Source organism: Shinella sp. 838 (genome assembly GCF_029623935.1).
Lineage (GTDB): Bacteria > Pseudomonadota > Alphaproteobacteria > Rhizobiales > Rhizobiaceae > Shinella.
Genome location: NZ_JARSBQ010000009.1, coordinates 115,668 through 137,969, shown reverse-complemented (window position 1 = coordinate 137,969; position 22,302 = coordinate 115,668). Strand labels below are relative to the sequence as shown.

At 62.5% G+C, this 22,302-nt stretch carries 20 protein-coding genes and 1 tRNA gene; 10 read left to right on the top strand and 11 right to left on the bottom strand.

What is annotated here, in order from left to right; all coding sequences use genetic code 11:
* Positions 1–25 precede the first annotated feature (25 nt).
* The 4 genes from fdhE (at position 26) to P9A16_RS23730 (ending at position 4,365) form a co-directional block, all read left to right on the top strand.
* A complete protein-coding gene (fdhE, locus tag P9A16_RS23745; RefSeq protein ID WP_023512733.1) occupies positions 26–937 on the top strand; it encodes a formate dehydrogenase accessory protein FdhE in 912 nt (303 codons plus the stop codon).
* Positions 937–2,313, top strand: a complete 1,377-nt coding sequence (selA, locus tag P9A16_RS23740; RefSeq protein WP_023512734.1) for an L-seryl-tRNA(Sec) selenium transferase — start codon at positions 937–939, stop codon at positions 2,311–2,313. The genes fdhE and selA overlap by 1 nt, the downstream gene beginning before the upstream one ends.
* Positions 2,310–4,214: a selenocysteine-specific translation elongation factor gene (gene selB / locus P9A16_RS23735; RefSeq protein ID WP_023512735.1), complete on the top strand. Its 1,905-nt coding sequence runs from the start codon at positions 2,310–2,312 to the stop codon at positions 4,212–4,214. The genes selA and selB overlap by 4 nt, the downstream gene beginning before the upstream one ends.
* A gap of 55 nt (positions 4,215–4,269) precedes the next feature.
* A tRNA-Sec gene (locus tag P9A16_RS23730) sits at positions 4,270–4,365 on the top strand.
* Here the strand turns inward: P9A16_RS23730 and P9A16_RS23725 are convergent.
* The 8 genes from P9A16_RS23725 to P9A16_RS23690 form a co-directional block, all read right to left on the bottom strand.
* Entirely contained in the window at positions 4,366–5,364 is a 999-nt protein-coding gene (locus P9A16_RS23725; RefSeq protein ID WP_050746047.1) for an ROK family protein, read from the bottom strand.
* Positions 5,365–5,378: 14 nt separating this feature from the next.
* On the bottom strand, positions 5,379–6,080 hold the full coding sequence (locus P9A16_RS23720) for a ribulose-phosphate 3-epimerase (protein WP_023512737.1): 702 nt from the start codon (positions 6,078–6,080) through the stop codon (positions 5,379–5,381).
* Between the two features lie 3 nt (positions 6,081–6,083).
* Positions 6,084–6,887 (bottom strand): alpha/beta fold hydrolase, encoded by an 804-nt coding sequence (locus P9A16_RS23715; protein ID WP_023512738.1) that lies wholly within the window; start codon positions 6,885–6,887, stop codon positions 6,084–6,086.
* Complete coding sequence (locus P9A16_RS23710) at positions 6,884–7,717, bottom strand: sugar phosphate isomerase/epimerase family protein (protein ID WP_023512739.1); 834 nt, start codon at positions 7,715–7,717, stop codon at positions 6,884–6,886. Before P9A16_RS23710 ends, P9A16_RS23715 begins: the two co-directional genes overlap by 4 nt.
* Positions 7,717–8,793 carry a Gfo/Idh/MocA family protein gene (locus tag P9A16_RS23705; RefSeq protein WP_023512740.1) on the bottom strand — a complete coding sequence of 359 codons (1,077 nt, stop codon included), beginning with the start codon at positions 8,791–8,793 and terminating at the stop codon, positions 7,717–7,719. Before P9A16_RS23705 ends, P9A16_RS23710 begins: the two co-directional genes overlap by 1 nt.
* 86 nt (positions 8,794–8,879) lie before the next feature.
* Complete coding sequence (locus tag P9A16_RS23700; protein WP_037404728.1) at positions 8,880–10,025, bottom strand: ABC transporter ATP-binding protein; 1,146 nt, start codon at positions 10,023–10,025, stop codon at positions 8,880–8,882.
* A gap of 326 nt (positions 10,026–10,351) precedes the next feature.
* Positions 10,352–11,281 carry a PfkB family carbohydrate kinase gene (locus P9A16_RS23695; RefSeq protein ID WP_023514339.1) on the bottom strand — a complete coding sequence of 310 codons (930 nt, stop codon included), beginning with the start codon at positions 11,279–11,281 and terminating at the stop codon, positions 10,352–10,354.
* Between the two features lie 3 nt (positions 11,282–11,284).
* Positions 11,285–12,085, bottom strand: coding sequence for a class I fructose-bisphosphate aldolase (locus P9A16_RS23690; RefSeq protein ID WP_023514338.1), 801 nt, complete (start codon positions 12,083–12,085; stop codon positions 11,285–11,287).
* Between the two features lie 203 nt (positions 12,086–12,288).
* Here P9A16_RS23690 and P9A16_RS23685 point away from each other — a divergent pair, with 203 nt between their 5' ends.
* Positions 12,289–13,050 carry a DeoR/GlpR family DNA-binding transcription regulator gene (locus P9A16_RS23685; protein ID WP_024269900.1) on the top strand — a complete coding sequence of 254 codons (762 nt, stop codon included), beginning with the start codon at positions 12,289–12,291 and terminating at the stop codon, positions 13,048–13,050.
* 59 nt (positions 13,051–13,109) lie between these two features.
* On the opposite strand, the gene P9A16_RS23680 is transcribed toward P9A16_RS23685, so the two are convergent.
* Positions 13,110–13,928: a sugar phosphate isomerase/epimerase family protein gene (locus tag P9A16_RS23680; protein ID WP_023515645.1), complete on the bottom strand. Its 819-nt coding sequence runs from the start codon at positions 13,926–13,928 to the stop codon at positions 13,110–13,112.
* Between the two features lie 261 nt (positions 13,929–14,189).
* On the opposite strand from P9A16_RS23680, the gene P9A16_RS23675 reads away from it, so the two are divergent.
* Both P9A16_RS23675 and P9A16_RS23670 read left to right on the top strand, forming a co-directional pair.
* Complete coding sequence (locus P9A16_RS23675; protein ID WP_024269899.1) at positions 14,190–15,338, top strand: Gfo/Idh/MocA family protein; 1,149 nt, start codon at positions 14,190–14,192, stop codon at positions 15,336–15,338.
* Positions 15,335–16,270, top strand: a complete 936-nt coding sequence (locus P9A16_RS23670; protein WP_023511987.1) for an alpha/beta hydrolase — start codon at positions 15,335–15,337, stop codon at positions 16,268–16,270. The genes P9A16_RS23675 and P9A16_RS23670 overlap by 4 nt, the downstream gene beginning before the upstream one ends.
* A 10-nt stretch (positions 16,271–16,280) precedes the next feature.
* On the opposite strand, the gene P9A16_RS23665 is transcribed toward P9A16_RS23670, so the two are convergent.
* Entirely contained in the window at positions 16,281–17,315 is a 1,035-nt protein-coding gene (locus P9A16_RS23665; RefSeq protein WP_024269898.1) for a LacI family DNA-binding transcriptional regulator, read from the bottom strand.
* Between the two features lie 327 nt (positions 17,316–17,642).
* On the opposite strand from P9A16_RS23665, the gene P9A16_RS23660 reads away from it, so the two are divergent.
* The 3 genes from P9A16_RS23660 to P9A16_RS23650 all read left to right on the top strand — a co-directional run bounded on the left by P9A16_RS23660 (position 17,643) and on the right by P9A16_RS23650 (position 20,764).
* Positions 17,643–18,890 (top strand): ABC transporter substrate-binding protein, encoded by a 1,248-nt coding sequence (locus P9A16_RS23660; RefSeq protein WP_023517359.1) that lies wholly within the window; start codon positions 17,643–17,645, stop codon positions 18,888–18,890.
* A gap of 83 nt (positions 18,891–18,973) precedes the next feature.
* A complete protein-coding gene (locus tag P9A16_RS23655) occupies positions 18,974–19,912 on the top strand; it encodes a carbohydrate ABC transporter permease (protein ID WP_024269897.1) in 939 nt (312 codons plus the stop codon).
* 6 nt (positions 19,913–19,918) lie between these two features.
* Positions 19,919–20,764 (top strand): carbohydrate ABC transporter permease, encoded by an 846-nt coding sequence (locus P9A16_RS23650; protein ID WP_024269896.1) that lies wholly within the window; start codon positions 19,919–19,921, stop codon positions 20,762–20,764.
* Between the two features lie 55 nt (positions 20,765–20,819).
* On the opposite strand, the gene P9A16_RS23645 is transcribed toward P9A16_RS23650, so the two are convergent.
* Entirely contained in the window at positions 20,820–22,232 is a 1,413-nt protein-coding gene (locus P9A16_RS23645) for an MFS transporter (protein WP_156031754.1), read from the bottom strand.
* Positions 22,233–22,302 lie beyond the last annotated feature (70 nt).

Here is a 22,302-nt window from a genome sequence, read left to right as displayed (position 1 = left end):
AAGACAAAGCATCGCCGGAGGCTTCATGGCGCAGAACCTAGAGCCCGATCCCACGCTCATCGGCGGCGTGCCCAAACCTCCGCTCGCCTTCCTGCCCGAGCCGGTGAAGCTCTTCCAGACACGCGCTCGCCGCTTCGCCTTCCTCGCTGAAAGCAATCCTTTGGCGCCTTACCTTGCGTTCCTCGCCGAACTCTCGCGTCTGCAGGCCCGGCTTGCCGCAACACTGCCGCCGGTGACCGCCATCGCGCCGATGCGCATCACCGAGGCCTCCCGCAGCGCCATGCCACCCATCGACCGGCTGAGGATCTCCGCCGATCCCGCCCTCGGGGTCACGCTGGACGCCTTTGTCGAAGGGGCCGCCGGGCTCTCCATGCCCGACCCCGCCCGCCTGGCGCTTGATGCCGTGCGCGCAGCCGAGCCGGCGGACCGCATCTGGCTCCTGTCAAACATCCTGTCGGACCGGATTCCTGACGACAGCGCCGCTCCGCATCTCTTCGCCGCCGCTGCGGTGCAGGTTCACCTGGCAAGGCTCGCCGCTACGCTTGATGCCGGCGCACTGGTCCCTGTCGGAACCGGTCTCTGTCCCGCCTGCGGCGGACGCCCCGCCACCACATCGGTCATGGGCACACAGGGCATCGAGAATGTGCGCTACGCCGCCTGCGCCTGCTGCGCCACCTGCTGGAATGAAGTCAGGGTGAAATGCCTTTGCTGCGGTTCGACAAAGGGGATCAGCTATCGTTCGGTCGAGACCACGGAGGCCACGGTGAAGGCCGAGACCTGCAAGGAATGCCATTCCTGGATCAAGATCTTCTATACGACGAAGAACCCCAGCCTCGATCCCGTTGCCGATGATGTCGGCAGTCTGGGCCTCGATATCCTGATGAAGGAGACCGATTTCCGCCGCGGCGGCTTCAACCCCTATCTGGCAGGCTATTGATGCAGGGATTTCGCGCGCTTCCCTCCGTAGACCAGATACTCACGTCGACAGAGGGACTGGCACTGGCCGAAGCGTACGGTCGGCTTGCCGTTGTCACCGCGATCCGCGCGCGGCTTGAAATCGCCAGGGAGAAGATCCGCGGCGGCGCGGATGGCGCGACCCTTGCTGCCGATCTGCCGGGTCGGGTCGCCGGGGATCTCGTGGCTGCAGCGCGCTCCACCCTGCGCCCGGTGCTGAACCTCACGGGCACGGTGCTGCACACCAATCTCGGCCGCGCAATCCTCGCCGATGACGCGATCCGGGCTGCGACGACTGCCATGGCCCACCCGCTGGCGCTGGAGTTCGACCTTACCGGCGGTGGGCGCGGACAGCGTGATGATCATCTGCGCGGACTTCTCAGGGAGCTTTCCGGCGCGGAAGACGCCACTATCGTCAACAACAATGCCGCCGCGGTGCTGATCACGCTCAACACCTTCGCAGCCGGGCGCGAGGCCATCGTTTCACGCGGCGAGCTGATCGAGATCGGCGGCGCCTTCCGCATGCCCGACATTATGGCCCGCGCCGGAGCCCGACTGGTCGAGATCGGCACCACCAACCGCACCCACCCGCGCGACTACGAAGAGGCGATCCGCCCTGAAACCGGCATCATCCTGAAGGTCCACACCTCAAACTACCGTATTGAGGGCTTCACGGCCGAAGTGCCCGCACCGAAACTGGCGGGCATTGCCGGAAAGGCTGGCGTGCCGCTGCTGAACGACCTTGGCTCGGGCTCGCTCGTCGACCTCTCTGCGTTCGGTCTGCGGCGCGAGCCGACGGTCGCAGAAGCAGTCGCCGAGGGTGCAGACCTCGTCACCTTCTCCGGCGACAAGCTGCTCGGGGGGCCGCAGGCCGGCTTCATTGTCGGCAGGCGCGATCTCGTCGCCGCGATCAACCGCAACCCGTTGAAGCGCGCCGTACGGCTGGACAAAATCCGTATCGCCGCACTTGAGGCAACGCTGAAACTCTACCGCGACCCCGACCGCCTCGGCGAGCGCCTGCCGACCCTTCGCTTCCTCGCCCGCCCGGAGGCTGAGATTGCAGCGCAGGCCAACCGCCTCGCGCCTGCGGTCGCTACGCTGCTTGCCCCGTACGGTTTTTCCGCGACCCACTGTTCCTGCAGAAGCCAGGTCGGGTCCGGTGCCCTGCCGGTCGACACGATCGCAAGCGCCGGTCTCCGGCTGACGGGTGCCGGTGGCGATGCGCCCGACCGTCTTTCCGCCCGGTTGCGCGTCCTCCCTACCCCTATCATCGGCCATATCCGCGACGGTGCGCTGATCCTCGATCTGCGCTGCCTTGAGCGCGACGACGATCTGCTGGAGGCGCTTGCAGCCCTATGATTGTCGGGACGGCAGGGCATATCGACCATGGCAAGACCGCGCTCATCAAGGCGCTGACCGGCACGGACCCCGATCGCCTTGCCGAGGAGAAAGCCCGTGGCATCACCATCGACCTCGGCTTTGCGTATGCCGATCTCGGCGGCGGCACGATTACCGGCTTCGTTGACGTTCCCGGCCATGAACGCTTGCTCCACACCATGCTTGCCGGCGCCGGTGGTATCGACTTCGCACTGTTGGTCGTCGCCGCAAACGACGGCATCATGCCACAGACGTGCGAGCATCTCGCGGTCCTCGACCTGCTCGGGATAACCAGGGGTGTCGTTGCCCTCACCAAGATCGACCTTGTTGACCCGCAGCGCCGAACCGAGGTGACGGCGAGGATCCGCACGACCCTTGCGGGCACCGGACTTGGCACAGCCCCGATCATCCCGGTTTCCGCGCAGAGCGGCGAAGGCATCCCAGCCCTGCGCAGCGCGCTCGCCGAAGCCGAATCGGAAAGCACGGCACGCGACCACGCCGGCCTTCTGCGTTTTTCCGTCGATCGAAGTTTCACACTGCCAGGCGCAGGAACAGTGGTCACGGGGATGATGCTGTCCGGGCAGGTGAGACTGGACGACGTCGTTACCGTCAGCCCCTCCGGCCTGACGGCCCGCGTGCGCGGCATCCACGCGCAGAACCGCAAGGCTACCGAAGGGCTTGCCGGCCAGCGCTGCGCACTGAACCTTGCCGGTGATCGGGTGACAAAGGATGCTCTCCGACGTGGTGACATCGTGCTTTCCCCGCCTCTTCATGCACCCTCGGACCGGATCGATGCAGTGCTTTGCGTGCTGGCATCGGAGACCAAGGCCATCGGAACATGGTTTCCAGCCCGGCTGCACAGCCACGCAGCGGAGGTCGGCGCGCGGGTCGTGCCGCTCGACGGCCCGGTTTCGCCCGGCGGCGAGGGCTTTGTGCAACTGGTTCTCGATCGCCCGGTCGCGGCAGCCATCGGCGACCGATTCATCCTGCGCGACACCTCCGCCAGCCGCACGATCGGCGGCGGCCGATTCCTCGACCTCCGCCCACCGGCCCGCAAGCGCGGCACGCCGGAGCGATTGGCTTGCCTCTCCGCCGCCCGCAGCACCGAACCTGCCGTGGCTCTTTCCGGGCTCGCCGCCATAGCTCCGGTCGATCTTGCCGTCTTTCTCCGCGACCGCGGCCTTGCGGAAAGCGCCCAGCCCGGCATCCTCGACGCCGCGAACGCCGAAACGGTCGGAGCCTTTGCCCTTTCCTCGAAAGCCCTCGGCCGCCTGCAGGCCGATCTTGTCGAACATCTGGCGGCGTTCCATGCGGACAATCCCGACCTCGCCGGGATCGGCCGCGAGAGATTGCGCCTCGCCCTTCCTCTCCGCCTGCCCAAGGACACGTTCCTCACCTTTCTGAAAACGGAGGCAGCGGCGGGTTGCGTGGTTCTCGATGGCGCGTTCCTGCGCCTGCCCGGGCACGCGGCGCGGCTCTCAGCCGCAGATGAAGGTCTCTGGGACCGTGTCAAACCGCATCTGTTGGGTGAAGGCCGCTTCCGGCCGCCGCGTGTACGCGATTTCGCAGAAAGCTTCGGCATGGACGAGCGTGCGGTGCGGCGCATGTTGAAACTCACGCAGAAGCTTGGACGGACAGACCAGATTGCCCATGACCATTTCTTCGCCCGTGAGGTTGTAAAGGAGATGGCAGCGATCGTGCATGGTGTCGCCGCACAGGCTGAGGACGGCTGGTTCACCGCGCCCGCCTTTCGCGACAGGGTTCATAACGGCCGCAAGGTCGCCATCGAGATCCTCGACTTCTTCGACCGTCTCGGCCTGACCTTGCGCAAAGGCGACTTGCGCCGCATAAATCCTCATCGCAGCGACCTGTTCGATCTCTAGGTTCTGCAATCCGTCGGTCCGGCAAAGCCGCTTTGCCCTTGCAGGCACGGCTTCAGGAAGGGAATCGTCTCCGGTGGGACGGCCGGACTTCAAATCCGGTTGGGGCAGCGAGCCTGTCCCGGGTGGGTTCGACCCCCACTCCCCTCCGCCATCACATGGGGAAGGACTTGGCCGCTTGTGAAGAAGAGAGTTGCCTGTCGTTTTGCATGTCTGCCGCAAGGAATGCCAGGGCGGCCGCGCCGATAAGCCCGGAATTCTGGCCGAGGGCAGCGCACACCACGCGCACATCCTTGAAGGCGGGCATAGCCCATTCGGCGATGTAGCGCTGGATGCCGGGATGCAAACGCTCGAATTCGTGCGAGAGACCGCCGCCCATGATGATGACATCAGGGCTGAAGATGTGCAGGAGGCTCGTGAAACCCCGGCCGAGGATTTCCGCCTCCTCGTCGATCAATGTATTTGCCAGGGCGTCCCCGGATCTGGCGGCGGCGAACACGGCGCGACTGTCGATGGCGGCGCCCTCAGCCCCCAAACGGGTTTCCGTGCACGCAAAAGCCCGGTCCCGCGCGCGCCGCGTGAAGGCCGTACCGGATCCGTAGGCCTCGAAGCATCCCCGGTTGCCGCAAAGGCAGAGCGCGCCATCCGGCATGACGGACATGTGACCGATATGCCCTGCCATCCCCTTGCGGCCGCGCAGCACGCGCCCATCAGCAATCACGCCGCCGCCAAGGCCCGTGCTGACCGTAACATAGACAAGGTTTTCCAGCCCCCTGCCTGCGCCGAACTGCCATTCACCAATGGCGGCGGCAATGCCGTCGTTTTCGAGGCTGACGCGAACGCCGAACCGCTTCTGCAACTCAGCCTTCAGAGGAAAATCGGCAAATCCGGCAAGCGTCGGGATATCCCGCGCTATGCCCGAGATCGTGTCGATCGGCCCCGGCGTCGAGATACCGATGCCAACCACCCTGGCGGTCCCCACATCAGCGGTCAGACCATCGGCAAGCGCTCCGATCTGGTCAAGCACACGATCCGGCCCGGCCATTGCATCCGTCCGCTCCTCGGCGCGCGCGATGACCTCTCCCCGCGCGCCGACGAGCGCGGCGCGAACCTGCGTGCCTCCAAGATCGATGCCGATGGCGATCTCATGCATGGTCGGATGCACCTTCAGAGGGAATGAAGCCACGCCATGCGCTCCTCGAGCGAAGGCGCATTAAAGGCAAGCGAACCGAGTACGACCGTCTGCGCACCTGCCCCACGCAAAATCGGCACGGTGTGCTCTCGGATACCGCCATCGGCCGCAAGCACGATGCGATGCTCCGCCCCGCACGCGGCGATGATGCCTTTTGCCTCCTGCAGGCGTGCGCCCGCACGCTCATCAAGGCCCTGCCCTTTCACACCGATTGCAGTTCCAAGCAGTGTGATGAACTGCAGCCGAGCAGCGTAGCGGCGGATGCGCTCGACGGGAGTTTCCACCCGCAGCACCATACCGGCAGCGATGCCGCGGCGTTCAAGCAGGTCGAGGGCTGCGTCTGCGACACGTTCGTTTTCGACGTGAAGGCTGATGAGATCACTGCCTGCATCGGCGAATTGCTCGATCTGCGAGAGGAGGATGTCGTCGGAGACCATGAGATGAACGTGGATCGGCCGCCCGGAAACCTTGCGAACACCCGCCACCAGATCGGGAAAGAACAGCATCGCCGGCGCAAAATGGCCGTCGGCGACGTCGATGTGCAGGATATCGACATGGGGCTCGACGCGGGCGAGATCATCGGCCAGCCGCATAAGATCGGCTGACCAGACGGAGAATTCGGCAATCAGACGATCCTTGGGAAGGTCGGCGATCCAGTTTCTGGCGGTGATGTTCATACGTCAGAGATCCTTCAGGAAGACAGCCATGGCACGGCGGAAATCGGCGACGTACTGCACCTTGTCCTCCGCCTTTGGCGTGATTTGAATGAAGCGTGCCGTGCGGATTTGTTCCGCCAGCGCACGCGCATAGGCAATGGGATGAATGAGATCCCGTTCATGACCGATGACGAGGGTCGGCGCGGCAATGCCGCCAAGATCTGCCTCCGTCACGCCTGGGCCGTCCTTCGCAATGGCGGTCAGAAGCGCGCCGGTGACCTCCACAGGTTCGCGCGAGAAGAAACCGGTGAGGGAGGCCAGGTTGTCCGGCGCTTCAGCGGCAAGACGCCGGCCGGTCGATCCTGCCAAGAAAGCAGCTTTTGCGGCCGGGGACGGTAAATGCGCGAGCAGATGGCCAACTTCGGCATTCGGCGCCATGTTCTCCGGCGCCGCGGCCGTTCGCCAGGCAGGTCGGGCAAGGACAAGCGCACGGACGAGTTCCGGCCGTCGCACCGCAAGGCGAAGAGAAATCGCAGCTCCCATAGAGATGCCGCTGACGACAACCGGCGCCTCCAGGGCGGACTCGATATAGTCGGCGACATCATCTGCGAAGGTCGAGATCGAAAGCTTGCCGAAGGCTCCGGCTTGCGAGCGGCCATGGCCGCGGGCCTCGATGGTGATGCGGCGAAATCCGGTATCAGTCGGAAACACCTCCGCGGTCTGGCCCGAATCGCCGCAGAGACCGTGCAGGAAGACGACCGGTATGCCCTCTCCTGCCGTATCGACATTCAGCCGCGTGCCATCGCTTGCCTCGAATGCAGCACTCATCGCCGCGCCCCGGAGAGCTTTTCCGACAGGAAACGGGCAACACCCTCGGCTTCGGCCGCGGTTAGCCCGTGGGTGATCAGGCCGCCGGCAAAACCAATCGCCTTCAGTCCATCGAGATAGTGCGTATAGTCGAGCACACCCTTGCCGGCCGTCGCAAAGCTGCCGTCCGCGTTCCTGTCCTTGGCATGGGCCATGACGATGCGGTCGGCGAGAAGATCGATGGCGGCTGAGATGGTCGCGCGCTGCGCATCGAGCGCTGCTCGTTCGAAGAGATTGGCGGGATCGAGCACGATCTTGAGGCGCGGGCTCTGCATCTCGTCGATCAGCCGGCGGGCCTTTTCCGCCGAATTGATCACATTGGCCAGTTCCGGCTCGATGCCGAGATCGATGTCATGGCGGTCGGCGATATCGATTGCCGTTTCCATGGCCTCCACCAGGTCCCGCCAGGCTTCCGGTGTGTCGTTGTCCGGGTGTGCCTTCCATTGGTCGAGCGGATCGCGCGTGCCGGTGCAGAGCGTGATCAGGCGCGTGGACATCGCACGGCTGCACGCCGCCAGCACGGCAAGCCGGCGGTGGCCCGCCTCACGTACGACCCGGTCTGGATGGATCATGTTGTAGGTGCCGGAGACGGCGGCGATTTCGATGCCGGCGTCTTTCGCCGCAGCGGCGACCGCACCCGCCTCTCCCTCATCGATCGAATCCGGCATGGAGGCGAGACCCGAGCAGGCCATGTTGTATTGCGCCGAGGCAAAGCCGGCCGCAGCTGCCGCATCGAGCACCGCCCTGGGCTGCGCGCCTTCAAACGTCTTGGCAAAGATCCCAAGTTTCATCAGACACCACCCGTCACATCGGAGAGCCTGACCGCCCTGCCGCTTTCGACTGAGCGGGCGATGGCGACCATGGCGCGGACGGAGGCAAGACCGTCATCGATATCGGCACCTTCCATCGGAGAGCCATCGAGGATGGTGCGGGCAAAACCTTCGACCTGACGACGATAGAAATGGCCATCCGCACCAAGGACGCGATGGGTTGCGCCGTCAGCCTCGCGGAAGATGTCGACCTCGCTCGTCTTGTAGTACCAGGGGTTATAGGTTTTGCCGAGGACGCTCCCGTTCCTGCCATAGATCTGGAAGCCCTCATGCCAGTCCATGCGGACCTGGACCGTCAGATCAAGGTGGCCAAGCGTGCCGGAAGCGAATTCCACATCCACGAACCAGCACCAGATGCCTGCCCGCTCGGAAAGCCGCGCCTGGACCGAAACGATGTCGCCGGCGAAATAGCGCGCTGTGTCGATCAGATGGCAGCCGTGTGCCAGCATGTAGTAGCGGCGCAAGTCGGCCTTCGGGTTGGCCGAAGGCCTCTTCGCATTGGCGCTGGTGACGATCAGCGGCTGCACGGCATCGGTCATCGGATAGCGGTGGGTGCTGTCGCAGTACCAGGCCTTGAGCGCAACCATCTCGCCCATCTCATCGGCAATGAAGGACTTTGCCGCCTGCAGGCCGGCATCGAAACGCTTCATGTGCCCGACCTGAAACACCCTGCCGTATTTTTCGACGGCCGCCTTGAGCGTGAGGCATTCCTCGACCGTCACACCGACCGGCTTCTCGCAGAGCACATGCTTGCCGGCTTCGAGCGCACGCAGCGAGGCCGGAACGTGGAATGCATCGGCGGTCGCGATGATCACGGCATCGAGATCCGGATCCGCAAGCATCGCATCATAGTCGTTGTAGGTCTTCTCAGCGCCGTGGGTGATCGCCATGCGCTCGCGAAGATCATCGGCGACATCGCAGATCGCATAGAGATCGGCGTTGGCCGCCTTGGTGCAGCTTTCGAAGTGGGCGGCCTGGGCGATCTGCCCCGCGCCGAGTACGCCCACGCGAAGGCGCCGTTCCTGTTTTGCTGGCATTGCTGCCCCCTTCAAGTTTCATCGTTCGCCGCGGACGTCGAGCCTGGTGTCCCGGAGATCACGGCAGCCAAGCCCGGATCTGGCACCTAGAGAGCCGCATGGGTCTGCACATCGAAGAAGTGCAGCTTTGCCGGGTCGATAGCGAGATCGATCTGCTCTCCGGCCTTGACCATGCTGGTGGCCGCAAACCGTGCCACCGTGTTGGCCGCGCCGCTCAGATCCTCGACGGCATCCGGATCACCGGAATCGACACGGGCCGCCTCGACTTTCAGGTGCACGATCAGCTCGGAACCAAGCTCCTCGGTCGTTCTGACCAATGCCGGGATGGTCGGATAGGCCGCGCCCGACGGCAGGCGGCTGTCATGGAGATCTTCAGGACGGATTCCAAAAACGACAGGCTTGCCGTCGAAAGCCGCAAGACCGGGAACACGCTCGCGGACACTTGCCGGCAACGGGATCGAAAAGCCCGGGAGCCGGATCGATCCACCTTCCAGGCGCCCCTCGAACAGGTTCATTGAAGGCGAGCCGATGAACCCCGCAACGAACGCGTTGACCGGCTTGTGATAGAGTGCCCTTGGCGTATCCACCTGCTGCAACACGCCACTCTTCAACACCGCGACGCGGTCGCCCATGGTCATCGCCTCCGTCTGGTCGTGGGTGACATAGATGGTCGTCACGCCCAGCTGGCGCTGCAGGCTGGCGATCTCGGCGCGCATCTGGACACGCAGCTTTGCATCGAGATTGGACAGGGGCTCATCCATCAGGAAGGCCGCAGGTTCGCGCACCATCGCCCGACCCATCGCCACGCGCTGGCGTTGACCGCCGGAGAGCTGCGCCGGCTTGTTCTGCAGCAGCGTTTCGAGCTGCAGGATTTTGGCGATCTCGTTTACCCGTTTGGCGCGCTCCGCCTTGCTCTTCCCCGCCAGCTTCATCGAAAAGGCGATGTTGTCGAAAACGGTCATGTGCGGATAGAGAGCGTAGCTCTGGAACACCATGGCAATGTCGCGGTCTTTCGGCGGCAGGTCTGCCACGTCCTGGTCACCGATGCTCAGCGTGCCGCTCGTGATTTCCTCAAGGCCGGCGATCATCCGCAGGGCCGTCGATTTTCCGCAACCCGATGGCCCCACGAGGATCAGAAACTCACCATCGTGGATCGTCAGGCTCAAATCCTTGATCGCATGATAGTTGTTTCCATAGGTCTTGCAGATCCTGTCCAGCACAACCTCAGCCACGTCGCATCCTCCCTGCACCGTCCCGAACACCGACCGGCAGCCTCCACCGCTGCTATCGATTTTCGACAGAAGGCTCAGGAGTGACCAACAAAGTCAAGGTGAAAAAATACACCTGAAAGCCACGACAAGAATAAGAAACAAGCTCATCACATTGATAACAAACATGTTTTTTAGTTCAAAAAATGATATGCGTGATATTTTATTTTTTAACGCGCGTAATTTTTTATCTAAGGCATGCACTTGATGCCGAGCGCGCAGCATCATGCATATGCCGGCGCGCTTCAGCGCACCGGCGGCTGGGATATCACGTTGAGGACGGGAGGGGTCTAACTGCGTAGGGGAACAGGGACGGGCGCGTGTGCCCCGGCCATCCAGGATAGACATGCGGCCCTATCCGGCAGCCCCAGGCGACCGCCATGCGCCGTCACCGATATGGCCGCTGCGGCGGCCGCAAAAGCCGCGCAATCAAGTGGGCGGCCGCCCTCGGCCAGCGCCAGCGCGTAGGCGCCATGGAAACAATCTCCTGCGCCGGTCGTATCCACGGCCCGGACCATATAGGCCGGGAGGTGCCAAGAGACCGGATCGCCCCGCTGCCGGACATAGCTGCCACGGTCGCCATCGGTGAGAACCACCGCCGCTCGATCCGGCGACCAAAGCGCCTCCAGGAGTGCCCGCGGATCATCCTGTTCCAGATGGGACCTGGCAAAGGCGATCGGCAGCACGAGATGATCGGCAAGCGACAGGATTCGGTCGCTTGCAGAGCCGGCGGTCCACTCGATATCGGCGACGATGGAAAGGCCAAGCGCGTGCGCCCGCACGACAGCGGCCTCCGAATGGATGGCGTAGCCATCGATGAGGAGAACCGGTGCCTTGCTGAACACGACGTCCGGCAAATCTGGTGCCGTGCCGTGCAACACATCGTCATCATAGGCGATGAAGCGATCACCATCCGGCCCGACGGTGATGATGGACCGGATGGGAGCCGCATCGGCATGGCGAGGCGCGCAAGCGGTGTCGACGCCCTCGCGCTCCAGTTCGCGCCCGCCAATATCCTGCGCGGGTTCGCCCAGCCATCCGACGAAAGCAGCCCGCCCCCCGAGGCGGGCGACGGCGACGAGCGCAGTGGCGACATTGCCGCCATGGTCGCGGACACGTTTCGTCACCTTTCCCTTGCCGGCAGAAAGGGGACGGTCGACATAAACGATGTCGTCGACCGCCAGGGCGCCAAAGCCGATGACGTCAAAGGCGCGGGCCATGGTTCACGCGCCGGCCGCAGCGAGCGCCTCTTCCGGCGCCAAGCCATCGTGAATGACCAGTTTGAAGGCACGGGCGGCCTTTGTCGTATCGCCGTGTCCCCAGAGGTTGCGCCCCACGACCGCACCCCGCGCGCCAGCGCGCAGGGCATCCGAAGTCTGCTGCAGCGCGCCGAGCAGCGTTTCCGTCTTCGGGCCGCCGGCAATAACGATCGGGATCGGGCAGGTGGCGACGGTCTCACGGAAGGAATCGAAATCGCCGGTGTAGCCAACCTTGACCACATCGACGCCCGTTTCGTAGCCGATCCGGACCGCGTAGGCGATTTCATCCGGCGTGAAAACGATCTTGCCGCCATCGGAAAAATCGCGTGGATAGACATGGGCAATGACCGGCATCTCAAAGCGCGCGGCAGCGTTCACCGTATCGGTCAACCAGCGAATGTATTCGCCTTCCGTGTTGCCGCGCACGGGAATGGCAACGGCCAGCGCATCCGCTCCGTAACGCACAGCATCTTCCGGGGTGGCGATGAGCTGGCGGATCCGGTCGTCGGCCGTGAAGCAGCCGGCCTGGATGACAAGAGCCGCCTTGCCCGCATAGTCGGACCAAAGATGCCGCGCGGCACCAGGCTGGATGCTGACATAGTCAGGCCCGCCGGCCATGACCCGGCTCAATGCGCCTGGCAGGTCTGCTAGGCCACCTTCACGCACATTGCCGTAGCCAACGAAGTGGTCAACCGCGCCGCCAAAAAGATTGCCCGAAGCGTTCGAGAAGAGGCGTGACAGTCGAATTTTGGTACCGAGACCCATGAAAAACTCCTCCGTGTTTTCTGGCCTGACCCTAACTCGAAAGAAAAAGAACATTCAATCTTTCGATTCCTTTCATTTAACGCTTCTCATACGATTTCTTCCCGTGCTATCCTCAATGGGGCACGAGGTGCGCGACGCTTTACAGCGAAGGATGAGAAATTCCTTTCGAAATTCGAAACCCGGTGAGTAGGCAGCGAAGCCCTATGCTTGCAGAACAAAGACGCCAGCAGATCCTGATCGAACTTCAGCGGATTGGTCAGGCTCGCACGCGCCAGCTCGCGGACCTGTTCGATGTTTCAGAAGTGACGATCCGCTCCGACCTCGACATTATGGACGGGAAGAAGCTGCTCATCAAAACCCACGGCGGCGCCATAGCCCTGCCCGCGGATTCACCGGCAGCTGCCTTCGAGGAGCGCATGCAGCGCAACTTCGACGCCAAGAGACGCATCGCCCAGATGGCCGCGCGCCAGATCATCGACAATCAATCGATCGTCTTCGACAGCGGCTCTACGCTGCTCCAACTCGCCATGCAGATGCCGCCAGTAAAAAATGTCGTTGTGGCGACCACCGCCATGAACATCGCCCAGCACCTCATGTATCGCCCAGGCCTTGATGTTCACATGATCGGCGGCCGCGTGTTTCCGAGCACGGTCAGCACGATCGTTTCCGATTCCGACAAGGCTCTCGGCGGCCTCGTCGCGCATCAGGCCTTCGTCAGCGCGCACGCGATCGACTCGTCCTTCGACGTGGTCGATGTCTCCGAGGACATCGCCCGGACCAAACGCAATCTTGTGCGCATGGCGCGCCGCGTCGTTCTGGTCGCCGATTCCAGCAAATGGGACATCGGTGCGTCCTCGAAGGCATTCTCCCTCTCGCGCGTCGATCTCATCATCACCGACAGCAACATGCCGCACGGTATCCGGCACCGCCTGGAAAAGCTCGGCGTCGAAGTCCGCTACGCCTGAAAGCGTTCACGGCCGGGGTGCCTGCAGCCGAAGCGGCATCGCCCGGCGCGGGCCTGCGGCTAGTATCCGAGTTTGCGCAACGTCTGACGGTTGATGCGGACTGCGGAAGCAGGGTCTTCGCCCGCCACGGTGGACTCTTCCTCGACGACGATCCAGCCATTGAAGAGGGGCGCGGCACGAACGGCTTCGATCACCGCCGGCACATCGCACACGCCCGCCCCCAGCATGGCCCAGTCGCCCTCGGCATCAACGTCCTTAAGGTGCACATAGCGGATGCGCGGGTGGAACGCCGCAAGCGTGTCACCCATGACCTGTCCGCCACGCAGGATATGGCCCGTATCCGGCACCCAACCCACCTGCGGATCGAGAAGCGCGAAGAGCGCATCATAGTCCTCCCGGGTAAACAGCAGCGTGTTGTGATGCGAGGACGGATGAACCGCGACGGCCACCCCTGCGGATCTGCCGATCTCGCTTGCGCGGTTGTAGCACTCGGCTGCAACCGAGAATTTATCCGCGCGTGCACCCTCGGACACCACCGTTGCCGAGCCCATGGAAACGAGAGCACCAGGGAAATGCGCTGCAAAATCCACCCAGCGCCGCGCCGCTTCGAGGTCGGACGCGATCCCATCCGGCAGCGTAAAGCCGCTGGACGAACCGAAGGCAAAAGAAACGAGGCGCAGCCCGGCATCCGCGAGTGTGCGGGCGAAGGCATCAGGCTTGCCGGCATAGCCGCCGATCATGGTGTCGGTGATCTCGATCCCCGAATAGCCGCCGGCCGCAATGGCCCGAACCAGATCGTCAGGGCCGCCGGCCCAGGCTTTCCCCAGCATCTCCCAGGTAAATGTCTGGCAGCCGATTTGCAGTTCTGCAGTCTTCATAGGCTAAGTCCCGAGCTGTCGGTTGATCGTCACATCGACACACGGAGGCAATCTCAGCTCCAGGCGGACAACCACGAATCCGCATGCAGAAGCGACCGTGAAAATCCCCGATGAAGGCGACTGGTGACGCCTCCCAGGCATCTTGTCATTACGTAAGATAAAATGTTACCGTGCGTCAACTTAATTTGTTCTTTAAGTGCTTAATGTGGCACGGAAAGACGAAGATTTTATCAACGATGACAGATAGATAAGGCTTACAAGATGACACAGAAGAGCGACAAGAAACTCAGGATCGGTGTTGTCGGCTGCGGCAACATCTCGCTCACCTACATGCGCAACGCCCCGCTTTTTCGCGATGTCGAGATCGTCGCATGCGCAGACCTCAACAGCCAGGCCGCCCAACACCGTGCCGAGGAATTCGGGCTGCGCGTCACCGACGTCGACACGCTTCTTGAAGCCAGCGACATCGACCTGATCCTCAACCTGACCATCCCCGCAGCGCATTTCGACATTTCAATGCGCGCACTCTCCGCGGGCAAGCATGTCTTTACCGAAAAGCCGCTGGGCGTGACGGCCGATGAAGGTCGCCGACTGGTCGATACCGCAGATACCCAGGGGCTTGTCATCGGTTCAGCACCGGACACCTTCCTTGGAGCTGCCGGGCGGCATGCACGCCGCCTGATGGAAGCAGGCATCATCGGCAAGCCCGTCACCGGCACCGCCTTCATGATGGGGCGCGGCATGGAGCATTGGCATCCGGATCCGAGCTTCTACTACCAGCCTGGCGCAGGCCCGCTCATGGACATGGGCCCGTACTACCTCACCATGATGGTCAACCTACTGGGGCCGGTGCGCCGCGTCCAGGCAATCGCAACCAGCGGGCAGGAAGAGCGCCTCATCACAGCCGACGGCCCCAAGAAGGGCACGACTTTCAAGGTCGGCACACCGACCAGCGTGCTCTCACTGCTGGAATTTGCCTGCGGTGCGACCATCACCTTCGGCACCTCCTGGGATGTTTTCCGCCACTCCAACCATCCGATCGAGCTGCACGGCACCCAGGGCTCGCTGCGCCTGCCCGATCCGGACAATTTCGGTGGGGTGATCGCCGTGTCACGACAGGGCGCACCCTGGGAGGAAACGGATACGGCCAACGCCCTGTTCGGGGCCGTCAACTGGCCGATCACCGCGCCGGACCGCGCCAATTACCGCATGCTGGGCCTTGCGGATCTTGCCCGTTCGATAACTGAGGGGCGCAAGCCTCGCGCCTCCGGGAGCCTGGCGCTGCACGTCCTCGAAATCATGGAGGCGATCCTGCGGGCCGGCGAAATCGGCGCAGCACAGATTGTGGCCGACAAGACGGAGCAGCCGAAAGCGCTACACGAGGACGAAGCGCGGAGCCTGCTCGCATGACCAAGCTCGACCCATCCGCCGAACGGGCCCTCGCCTGGCCGGGCGAACCGGAAAAGCCCGTCGAAGAATGCACACCAGCAGAGGCCCGCAGACAGTATCTCGACGGTTTTGCCAGCAAACAATGGCCGCTGGAGCCAGTCGAAAGCGTGGAAGAGCTCGACATTCAGGGCATCCGTATCAAGGTCTGGCGTGGCCTTGGCGCAGCGCCTTGCGATGCCCCCGCCCTGCTCTATCTGCATGGCGGCGGCTGGGTGATCGGCGCGCCGGAAACCCATGAGGATATCTGCCGCACTCTCGCCAACGACGCCGGCGCCGTTGTTGTCGCTCCAGACTACCGGCTCGCACCGGAGCATCCCTTCCCGGCAGCCATCGAGGATTGCGCCGCCACCCTCGCCTGGATGGAGGAGCAGGCTACCGCTCTTGGCATCAATGCGAACCGCATCCTCGTCGCAGGCGACAGTGCCGGCGGCAACCTCGCCGCGGTCATCGCCCTCCTTGCCAGGGACGGCCAAGCTCCAGCCATCCTCGGCCAGGTGCTGATCTATCCCGTAACGGATCAGCAGCAAACCTCCGGCAGTTATCGCCGCTATGCAACCGATTTCGGCCTCACCACGCAGGCCATGCACTGGTTTCGCGATCACTATCTGCCGGACGAAACCAGCCGCCTGGACTGGCGCGCCTCACCGCTCCATGCATCCTCGCTGAAGGGCACCGCAGCGGCCGTCGTCATCCTTGCCGGCCACGACGTTCTCTTTGATGAAGGGCGCGCCTATGCGGAACGCCTGGAAGCGGAAGCAGACGTCCGGTGCCACACCTGGCCGGGACAGATCCACGGCTTTCTCTCGATGGGCCGTGCCATTCCCGAGGCCCGTGAAGCGCTCGACACGATCCTCGCGGCTTGGCGCAGCCTGGACCCTCGCGTCAGGACGTAGAGCGGGAGCCTCAGGCGGACTCGCGCATGACGAGGGTCGCCTCGAGGATCACGCGGGACGGTGCCACCTTGCGGTCGGCCTCCTCGTCCTCGATGCTTTTCAGCAGAAGCTCGACGGCCCTGGCCGCGATTTCGGATGCGTTCTGAGCCATCGTCGTCAGCGAAGGGCATGTGTACCGACTGAGCGGATGGTCGTCGTGGCCGGCAATGCGGATATCGCACCCATCCGCCCGCCCGATCTTCAGCCCCGAGGCGAAGGCGGCCGCCATGGCGCCAAAGGCGAAGCGATCGTTGGCGCACAACAGCGTCTTTCCCGGCAGGCCGCCTCTTGCCAGCATTCGCTCCACCTGCTCGTAGCCAAGTCGCTCGAACTCCCACGAGGGGAGCGATTCGCACGCGATCACGAGCGGTTCGTGGCCTTCGCGCTGCATCGTGACGCGGTAGCTGTCCGTCCGCTCGTTGGTATTGGCCATCATATGCGGCACGTCGAGGAAAATCGGCGGTTCGCCGGAGCGACACAGATACTGCACGATCGCCGCAATGCTCTGCGTGTTGTCGTTACCCACAAAGGGAAGATCGAAGGCCGAGGGGCTGTCGAAACAGACGACCGGAATCGCATCGGTGAGGCGCCCAAGTGCCGAACGCCGGGAGCCCGTGCCCAGCGGGGCCACGATCGCCCCCGCAACCTTGAGCGAAAGGAGCGTGCGGACCGCTTCCTCCTCGAGTTCGGGCCGGGTATGCGAAGAAAGCTGCACGGGCCAGAACCCCTTGGCGCGCAGCTCCAGCTCGATCAGCGAAACCACCTGCACGTAGAACGGGTCGGACATGCTCGGAACGAGGATGCCGATGTTCTTCGTCCGCTTGCGGTTCAGATGCCTGGCGAAGAGGTTCGGCTCGAAGTTCGATTTCTTCAGCGCCGCCTCGATACGCTTGCGCGTCACCTCCTTGACCTGTGTCGGATCGTCAAAATATTTCGACAATGTCGGCCGCGACACGCCGCAGGCGGCGGCAAAGTCGTCCATGGATCTGTAAGTCTTTTTAGCCATTCCAATCCTCATCGCGGGGGCGACACTCTACAATCTCACATCGCAGGCTGAAAGGGCTGCCAGCACTGGGAATGGGGATGCAGCGACGAACTTTCGTTTGTTTACGAAAGTAAAGAAAAAACACATCACAAGCAACAGAAACCTCACCAAAAAATTCACGCGCGCAAATTTTTTTTATTACTTTAAATCAAATACTTGATGTGACATTCGACAATAAAATCATTCAACTTGCAATCGTCCCAGTTGACAGTCGGATCGTTCCGGCAGCTACTCATGTCACGATCTTGGGAGAGGATCGCTCACCTGAAAGTCCAATGGGAGGCAGATATGGATTTCAAAAAACTCAGCCACACTCTGAAGACCGCCGCAGCGGTCTGGGCCCTCTGCGCCACGTCGGCCTTTGCCGACACCACCATCGAGTTCATCCAGTGGTGGGAACCGGAAATGCCCGCCGGCGCGCTGCGCGGCATCATGGATGATTTCGAGGCCAAGAATCCCGGCATCAAGGTGACGCTCGTCAGCGGCCCCTATGCCACGACCCGTGACCAGATCGTCGTCGGCGCGGCCTCCGGCACGCTCAGCGATGTTGTCGGCCTTGACGGGGCATGGGTCAACGGCCTCTCGAAGCAGGGCGCCATCGCATCGATGGACGAACTGATGGAGAAGGCCAACTACGACAAGAGCCAGATCGCCGACATCGTCAAGGTCGATGGCAAGAGCGTCATGTTCCCGCTGGCGTCCTTTGTCTATCCCGTCTTCGTCAATCTGGATATCGCCAAGGCATCGGGCGTCGAAACGATGCCCTCGACCCGTAGCGAATTCGCCGAAGCCGCCAAGAAGATGACGGACGCCGCGAAGAACCAGTACGGCTGGGTTCTGCCGCTTTCGCTGCAGTCGCCGAGCGGCATTCAGAACGACGTCATGTCCTGGGTCTGGTCGTCCGGCGCCTCGATGATGAAGGACGGCAAGCCGGACCTCGAAAACGAGGCTGTCGTCGGCACGCTGGAATACATCGAGCAGCTGAACAAGGACGGTGTGATTTCGCCCGGCATCTTTGCCAAGAAGGAACAGGACAAAGTCGAGGAGTTCGTCAACGGCCGCGTCGGCATGATGGTCGATACGCTCGCCCATGTGAACCTGATCCGCGAGCGCAATCCGAAGCTGAACTTCGGCATATCCGCCCTGCCCGCCGCCGACGGCTATACCGGCAAGCGCGGCATGCCCTATGCATCCTGGGGCATCGGCATCAGCGAAGGCAGCGCCCACAAGGAAGAAGCCTGGAAGCTCGTGGAATTCCTGATGAGCCCTGAGATCAACGGGCGGCTTGTCTCCATCGCCAACGCCTTCCCGGGCAACGTTCATGCCAAGCCCGATTTCGTGACCTCCGATCCGATCTTCGCGGAAGCCTTCAAGATCTACCAGAGTGGCTACCCGGCCAACGAATTCGTTGGCCTGCCGGTCGCCGAGGAACTGATGCGCAACATGAACGTCGAGGTGCAGAAGATGTTCGATGGCGGCCAAAGTGCCAAGGATGCCGCTGCAAACACACAGAAGGCCTGGCTCGCCAAGTTCTAAGCCGGCACACTCAACAGCACCGGCAGCGTCGATCATGGCCTGCCGGTGTCGTCGTCAATCCCGGCAAATCGGACAGTCCCGCGATGAACCACTCCATGACGGCCCAGGCCGCAGCACCGCCGAAGGCACACAAGAAGGGCAAGCTTAGCTACAAGACGCTGCGCAAGCTGGTGCCATATCTCTACGTGACGCCGGCCACGCTCCTGCTGGTCCTCCTGATGCTCTTTCCGATGGTAATGGTTCTGCGCTACTCGCTGATGGACGGCGCCATCATGAAGCCGGACGCCGCCTTCGCGGGGCTCCAGAACTACATCGCCATCTTCCAGAACCCGGTCTTCTGGCAGTCCTTGTACCAGACGATCTACTTCACCGTGATGAGCGTGGTCTTCCACTTCATCCTCGGCCTTGCTTTCGCACTGCTGCTCAACACCGATCGTGTCGATCCGCTGATCCGCAGCATCCTGCGCGTGCTCTTCATTCTTCCCTGGCTGTTCACCGCCGTGATCATCGCCATCATCTGGCGCCTGCTGCTCGATCCGAACGGTGTCGTCAACAGCGTGCTGATGGCGCTGCGGATCATCGACTTCAAGGTGGAGTGGTTTTCCTCGACCAGCACGGCCATTCACGCGCTGACATTCGCAAACATCTGGGCAGGATACCCGCTCTTCATGGTCAGCCTGCTCGCCGGCCTCCAGGGCATTCCAAAGGAACTTTACGAGGCGGCCGGCATCGATGGCGCCAATGAATTGCAGAAGTTCTGGTACATCACCATTCCGCAGCTGATGCCCATCATCATCAGCATCTCGTTGCTCGATTTCATCTGGACCATGCAGGTCTTCCCGCTTGTCTGGATGACCACCGGCGGCGGCCCGATCTATGCGACGGAAATGCTGTCCACCTTCACCTACAAGCTGGCCTTCGCCCAATATGAATTCTCACTGGCCTCGGCGAGTGCCATCGTCATCCTCCTCATCTCGATGAGCGTGACGTATTTTTACATCAAGCACCAGCAGCGCAGGTAGTCGGTCATGGCAAAGCGTTCCTTCAAAAACTCGATCCTGCCGACGGCCCTCACCTATCTCGGCCTTGCGGTCGGCCTGGTCTTCGCCGCCTTCCCGATCGTCTGGATGTTCTTCAGTTCGCTGAAATCCAACACGGAGATTTTCGCCCTGCCGCCACGGTTGCTGCCGGACGACTTCACGATTTCGGCCTACCTGACGATCTTCAATGATCCGACGAAGGTGCGCTTCTTCATCAACAGCTACTTCGTTGCCGGTGTCGTGACGGCTCTGACGCTCTTCATCGCGATCCTTACCGCCTACGCCTTCAGCCGCTACTCGTTCCGTTTCAAGAGCACCCTGAACATCTTCATCATCAGCACGCAGACCGTGCCGCCGATTACCCTCCTCATCCCCTATTTCGGCATGGTGGTCGCCTTCCGGATCTTCGACACCTATCTTGCACTGATCCTGACCTATCTGGTCTTCACGCTTCCCTATGCGGTCCTGCTCATGACAGGCTATCTGAACACCTTGCCCAAGGAACTCGACGAAGCCGTTCTGGTTGACGGCGGCTCCAGTTGGACGGCGCTGTGGCGGGTGATCGTTCCTGTGTCGATCCCCGGTATCGTGGCGACGGCAGTCTATACGTTCCTGCTTGCATGGAACGAGTTTCTCTTCGCGCTCACCCTGACCAAGTCCATGGATTTGCGCACCGTACCGATCGGGATCCAACTCCTCATGGGGCAGCACGCCTTCGAGTGGAACGAGATGATGGCCATGAGCGTGCTCGGATCACTCCCGCTGCTCGTGCTGTATCTGGTTGCCCAGCGCTACTTCCTCGCGGGCATGACGGCAGGCTCCGTCAAGAGCTGAGGCCTGCGCAAACAACGGGAAGACCGGAGCTTCAACGCGGCGCAGAAATCGCGCGTCACGATGCTGCTCCCGGCCGCCGCAGGAAAATGGCGAGAACGATGAGAGCGGCGGCCGACACAAGCGCAACGATATAGATCTGCTGGAACGAGCCGCTTTCGTCCTTGAGGACGCCGCCGAGAAAATTCCCGGTCATGGCACCCAGCCCGAGCATGACATTTCCCATGCCAAAAATCAGGGCTGTGGCCCTGGTCGGATAGGCCAGGCTCACATAGGCGGGAATGAGGCCGAAAATCGCGTTGAAGGCCAGCCCGAACAGGGCGGCCCCCAGATAGATCACCACAAGGCTCCGGTGATCGGCAAAGGCTGCGAAAGAGACGCCCAGCAGAAGATAGGCAAGGACCAGGGCTTTCTTCACCGTTATCTTGTCCGCAAGGATACCCATGAGGAATCCGCCGAACATGCCGATGAAACCGATCACCTTCCAGACGTCTCCTGCCGCGTCGATGCCATGGCCAAGCTCATCGCGAACGAAGGCGACAAGATAGTTCTGCGCCGGCATGCAAGAAAAGCCGTTCAGAAACATCATGGCGGGAACCGTGAGATAGGCAGGCTGCGCCAGCGTGCGCAAATCCATGCGCTCCATGGCGCTTCCGGCGGCGCCACGCATCCCGGCAGTCTTTTCCAACCCTGCCAGACGATACCAGCCCCACACGAACAGCAGGCCTGTGAGGGCTGCGACAAAAAACCAGACCGACTGCCAGCCATAGGCCGGCAGCAGGACTGGGATGGCAGACCCGTTGACGAAGACACCGTAGGCCGTACCCGACGACATGAGACCGAGGGCTTTTCCCTGATGTGCTTCCGGAATGAGGGCCTTGGCGACCACGACCATCGGCACCCAGACCGAAGCCGACGCCGCACCGGTAAAGAACAAAGCGACCGCCAGGGCGGTAAAGCCTTCCGTGAGCGGCACGAGCAGCAGGCACAGCGTGCAACAGGCCATCGAGAGAAGAATGAGGCGAGAGGCGCCGATCCTGTTCGTCAGAATTCCGCTGATGAGCGCAGCAATCAGAAAGCCGGCCTGCGATGCCGCCATGATGGTACCGGCGTGCCCGTAATTCAGAGAGAGCGCCGCCAGCATGTCCGGCATGACGGCCGGGAAAAGATAGACCCCGAAGCCGTAGGCCGCCGCAATAAAACCGGTGAACAGGAAGGTCAGGCCAACGGCCCCTGATTTGCGCGCTGGCGGAACGGCTTGATCTGTTGTGGTCACACCACGGCTCCCGGAGGTGCAAAGGGAAGGACAATGGGTCTTGCGGGCCGGCCCGCAATCCATCGGCGGCGGGATCGAGGGACCTGCAGTCCCTTCATTCCGCCCGCGACGCCTATTATCCACATCGCCAAACGGATGGGTATCGCGCGCGCGACGAGCCTCGATCTTATCGCGAATGACCTCTCTTTCACTCAAGCCTCTCTCGCCTGGTCCTTTCCCACAATCCGATCCGTATCAATGGCCGTCGTGGAACCCTGCGCCGATC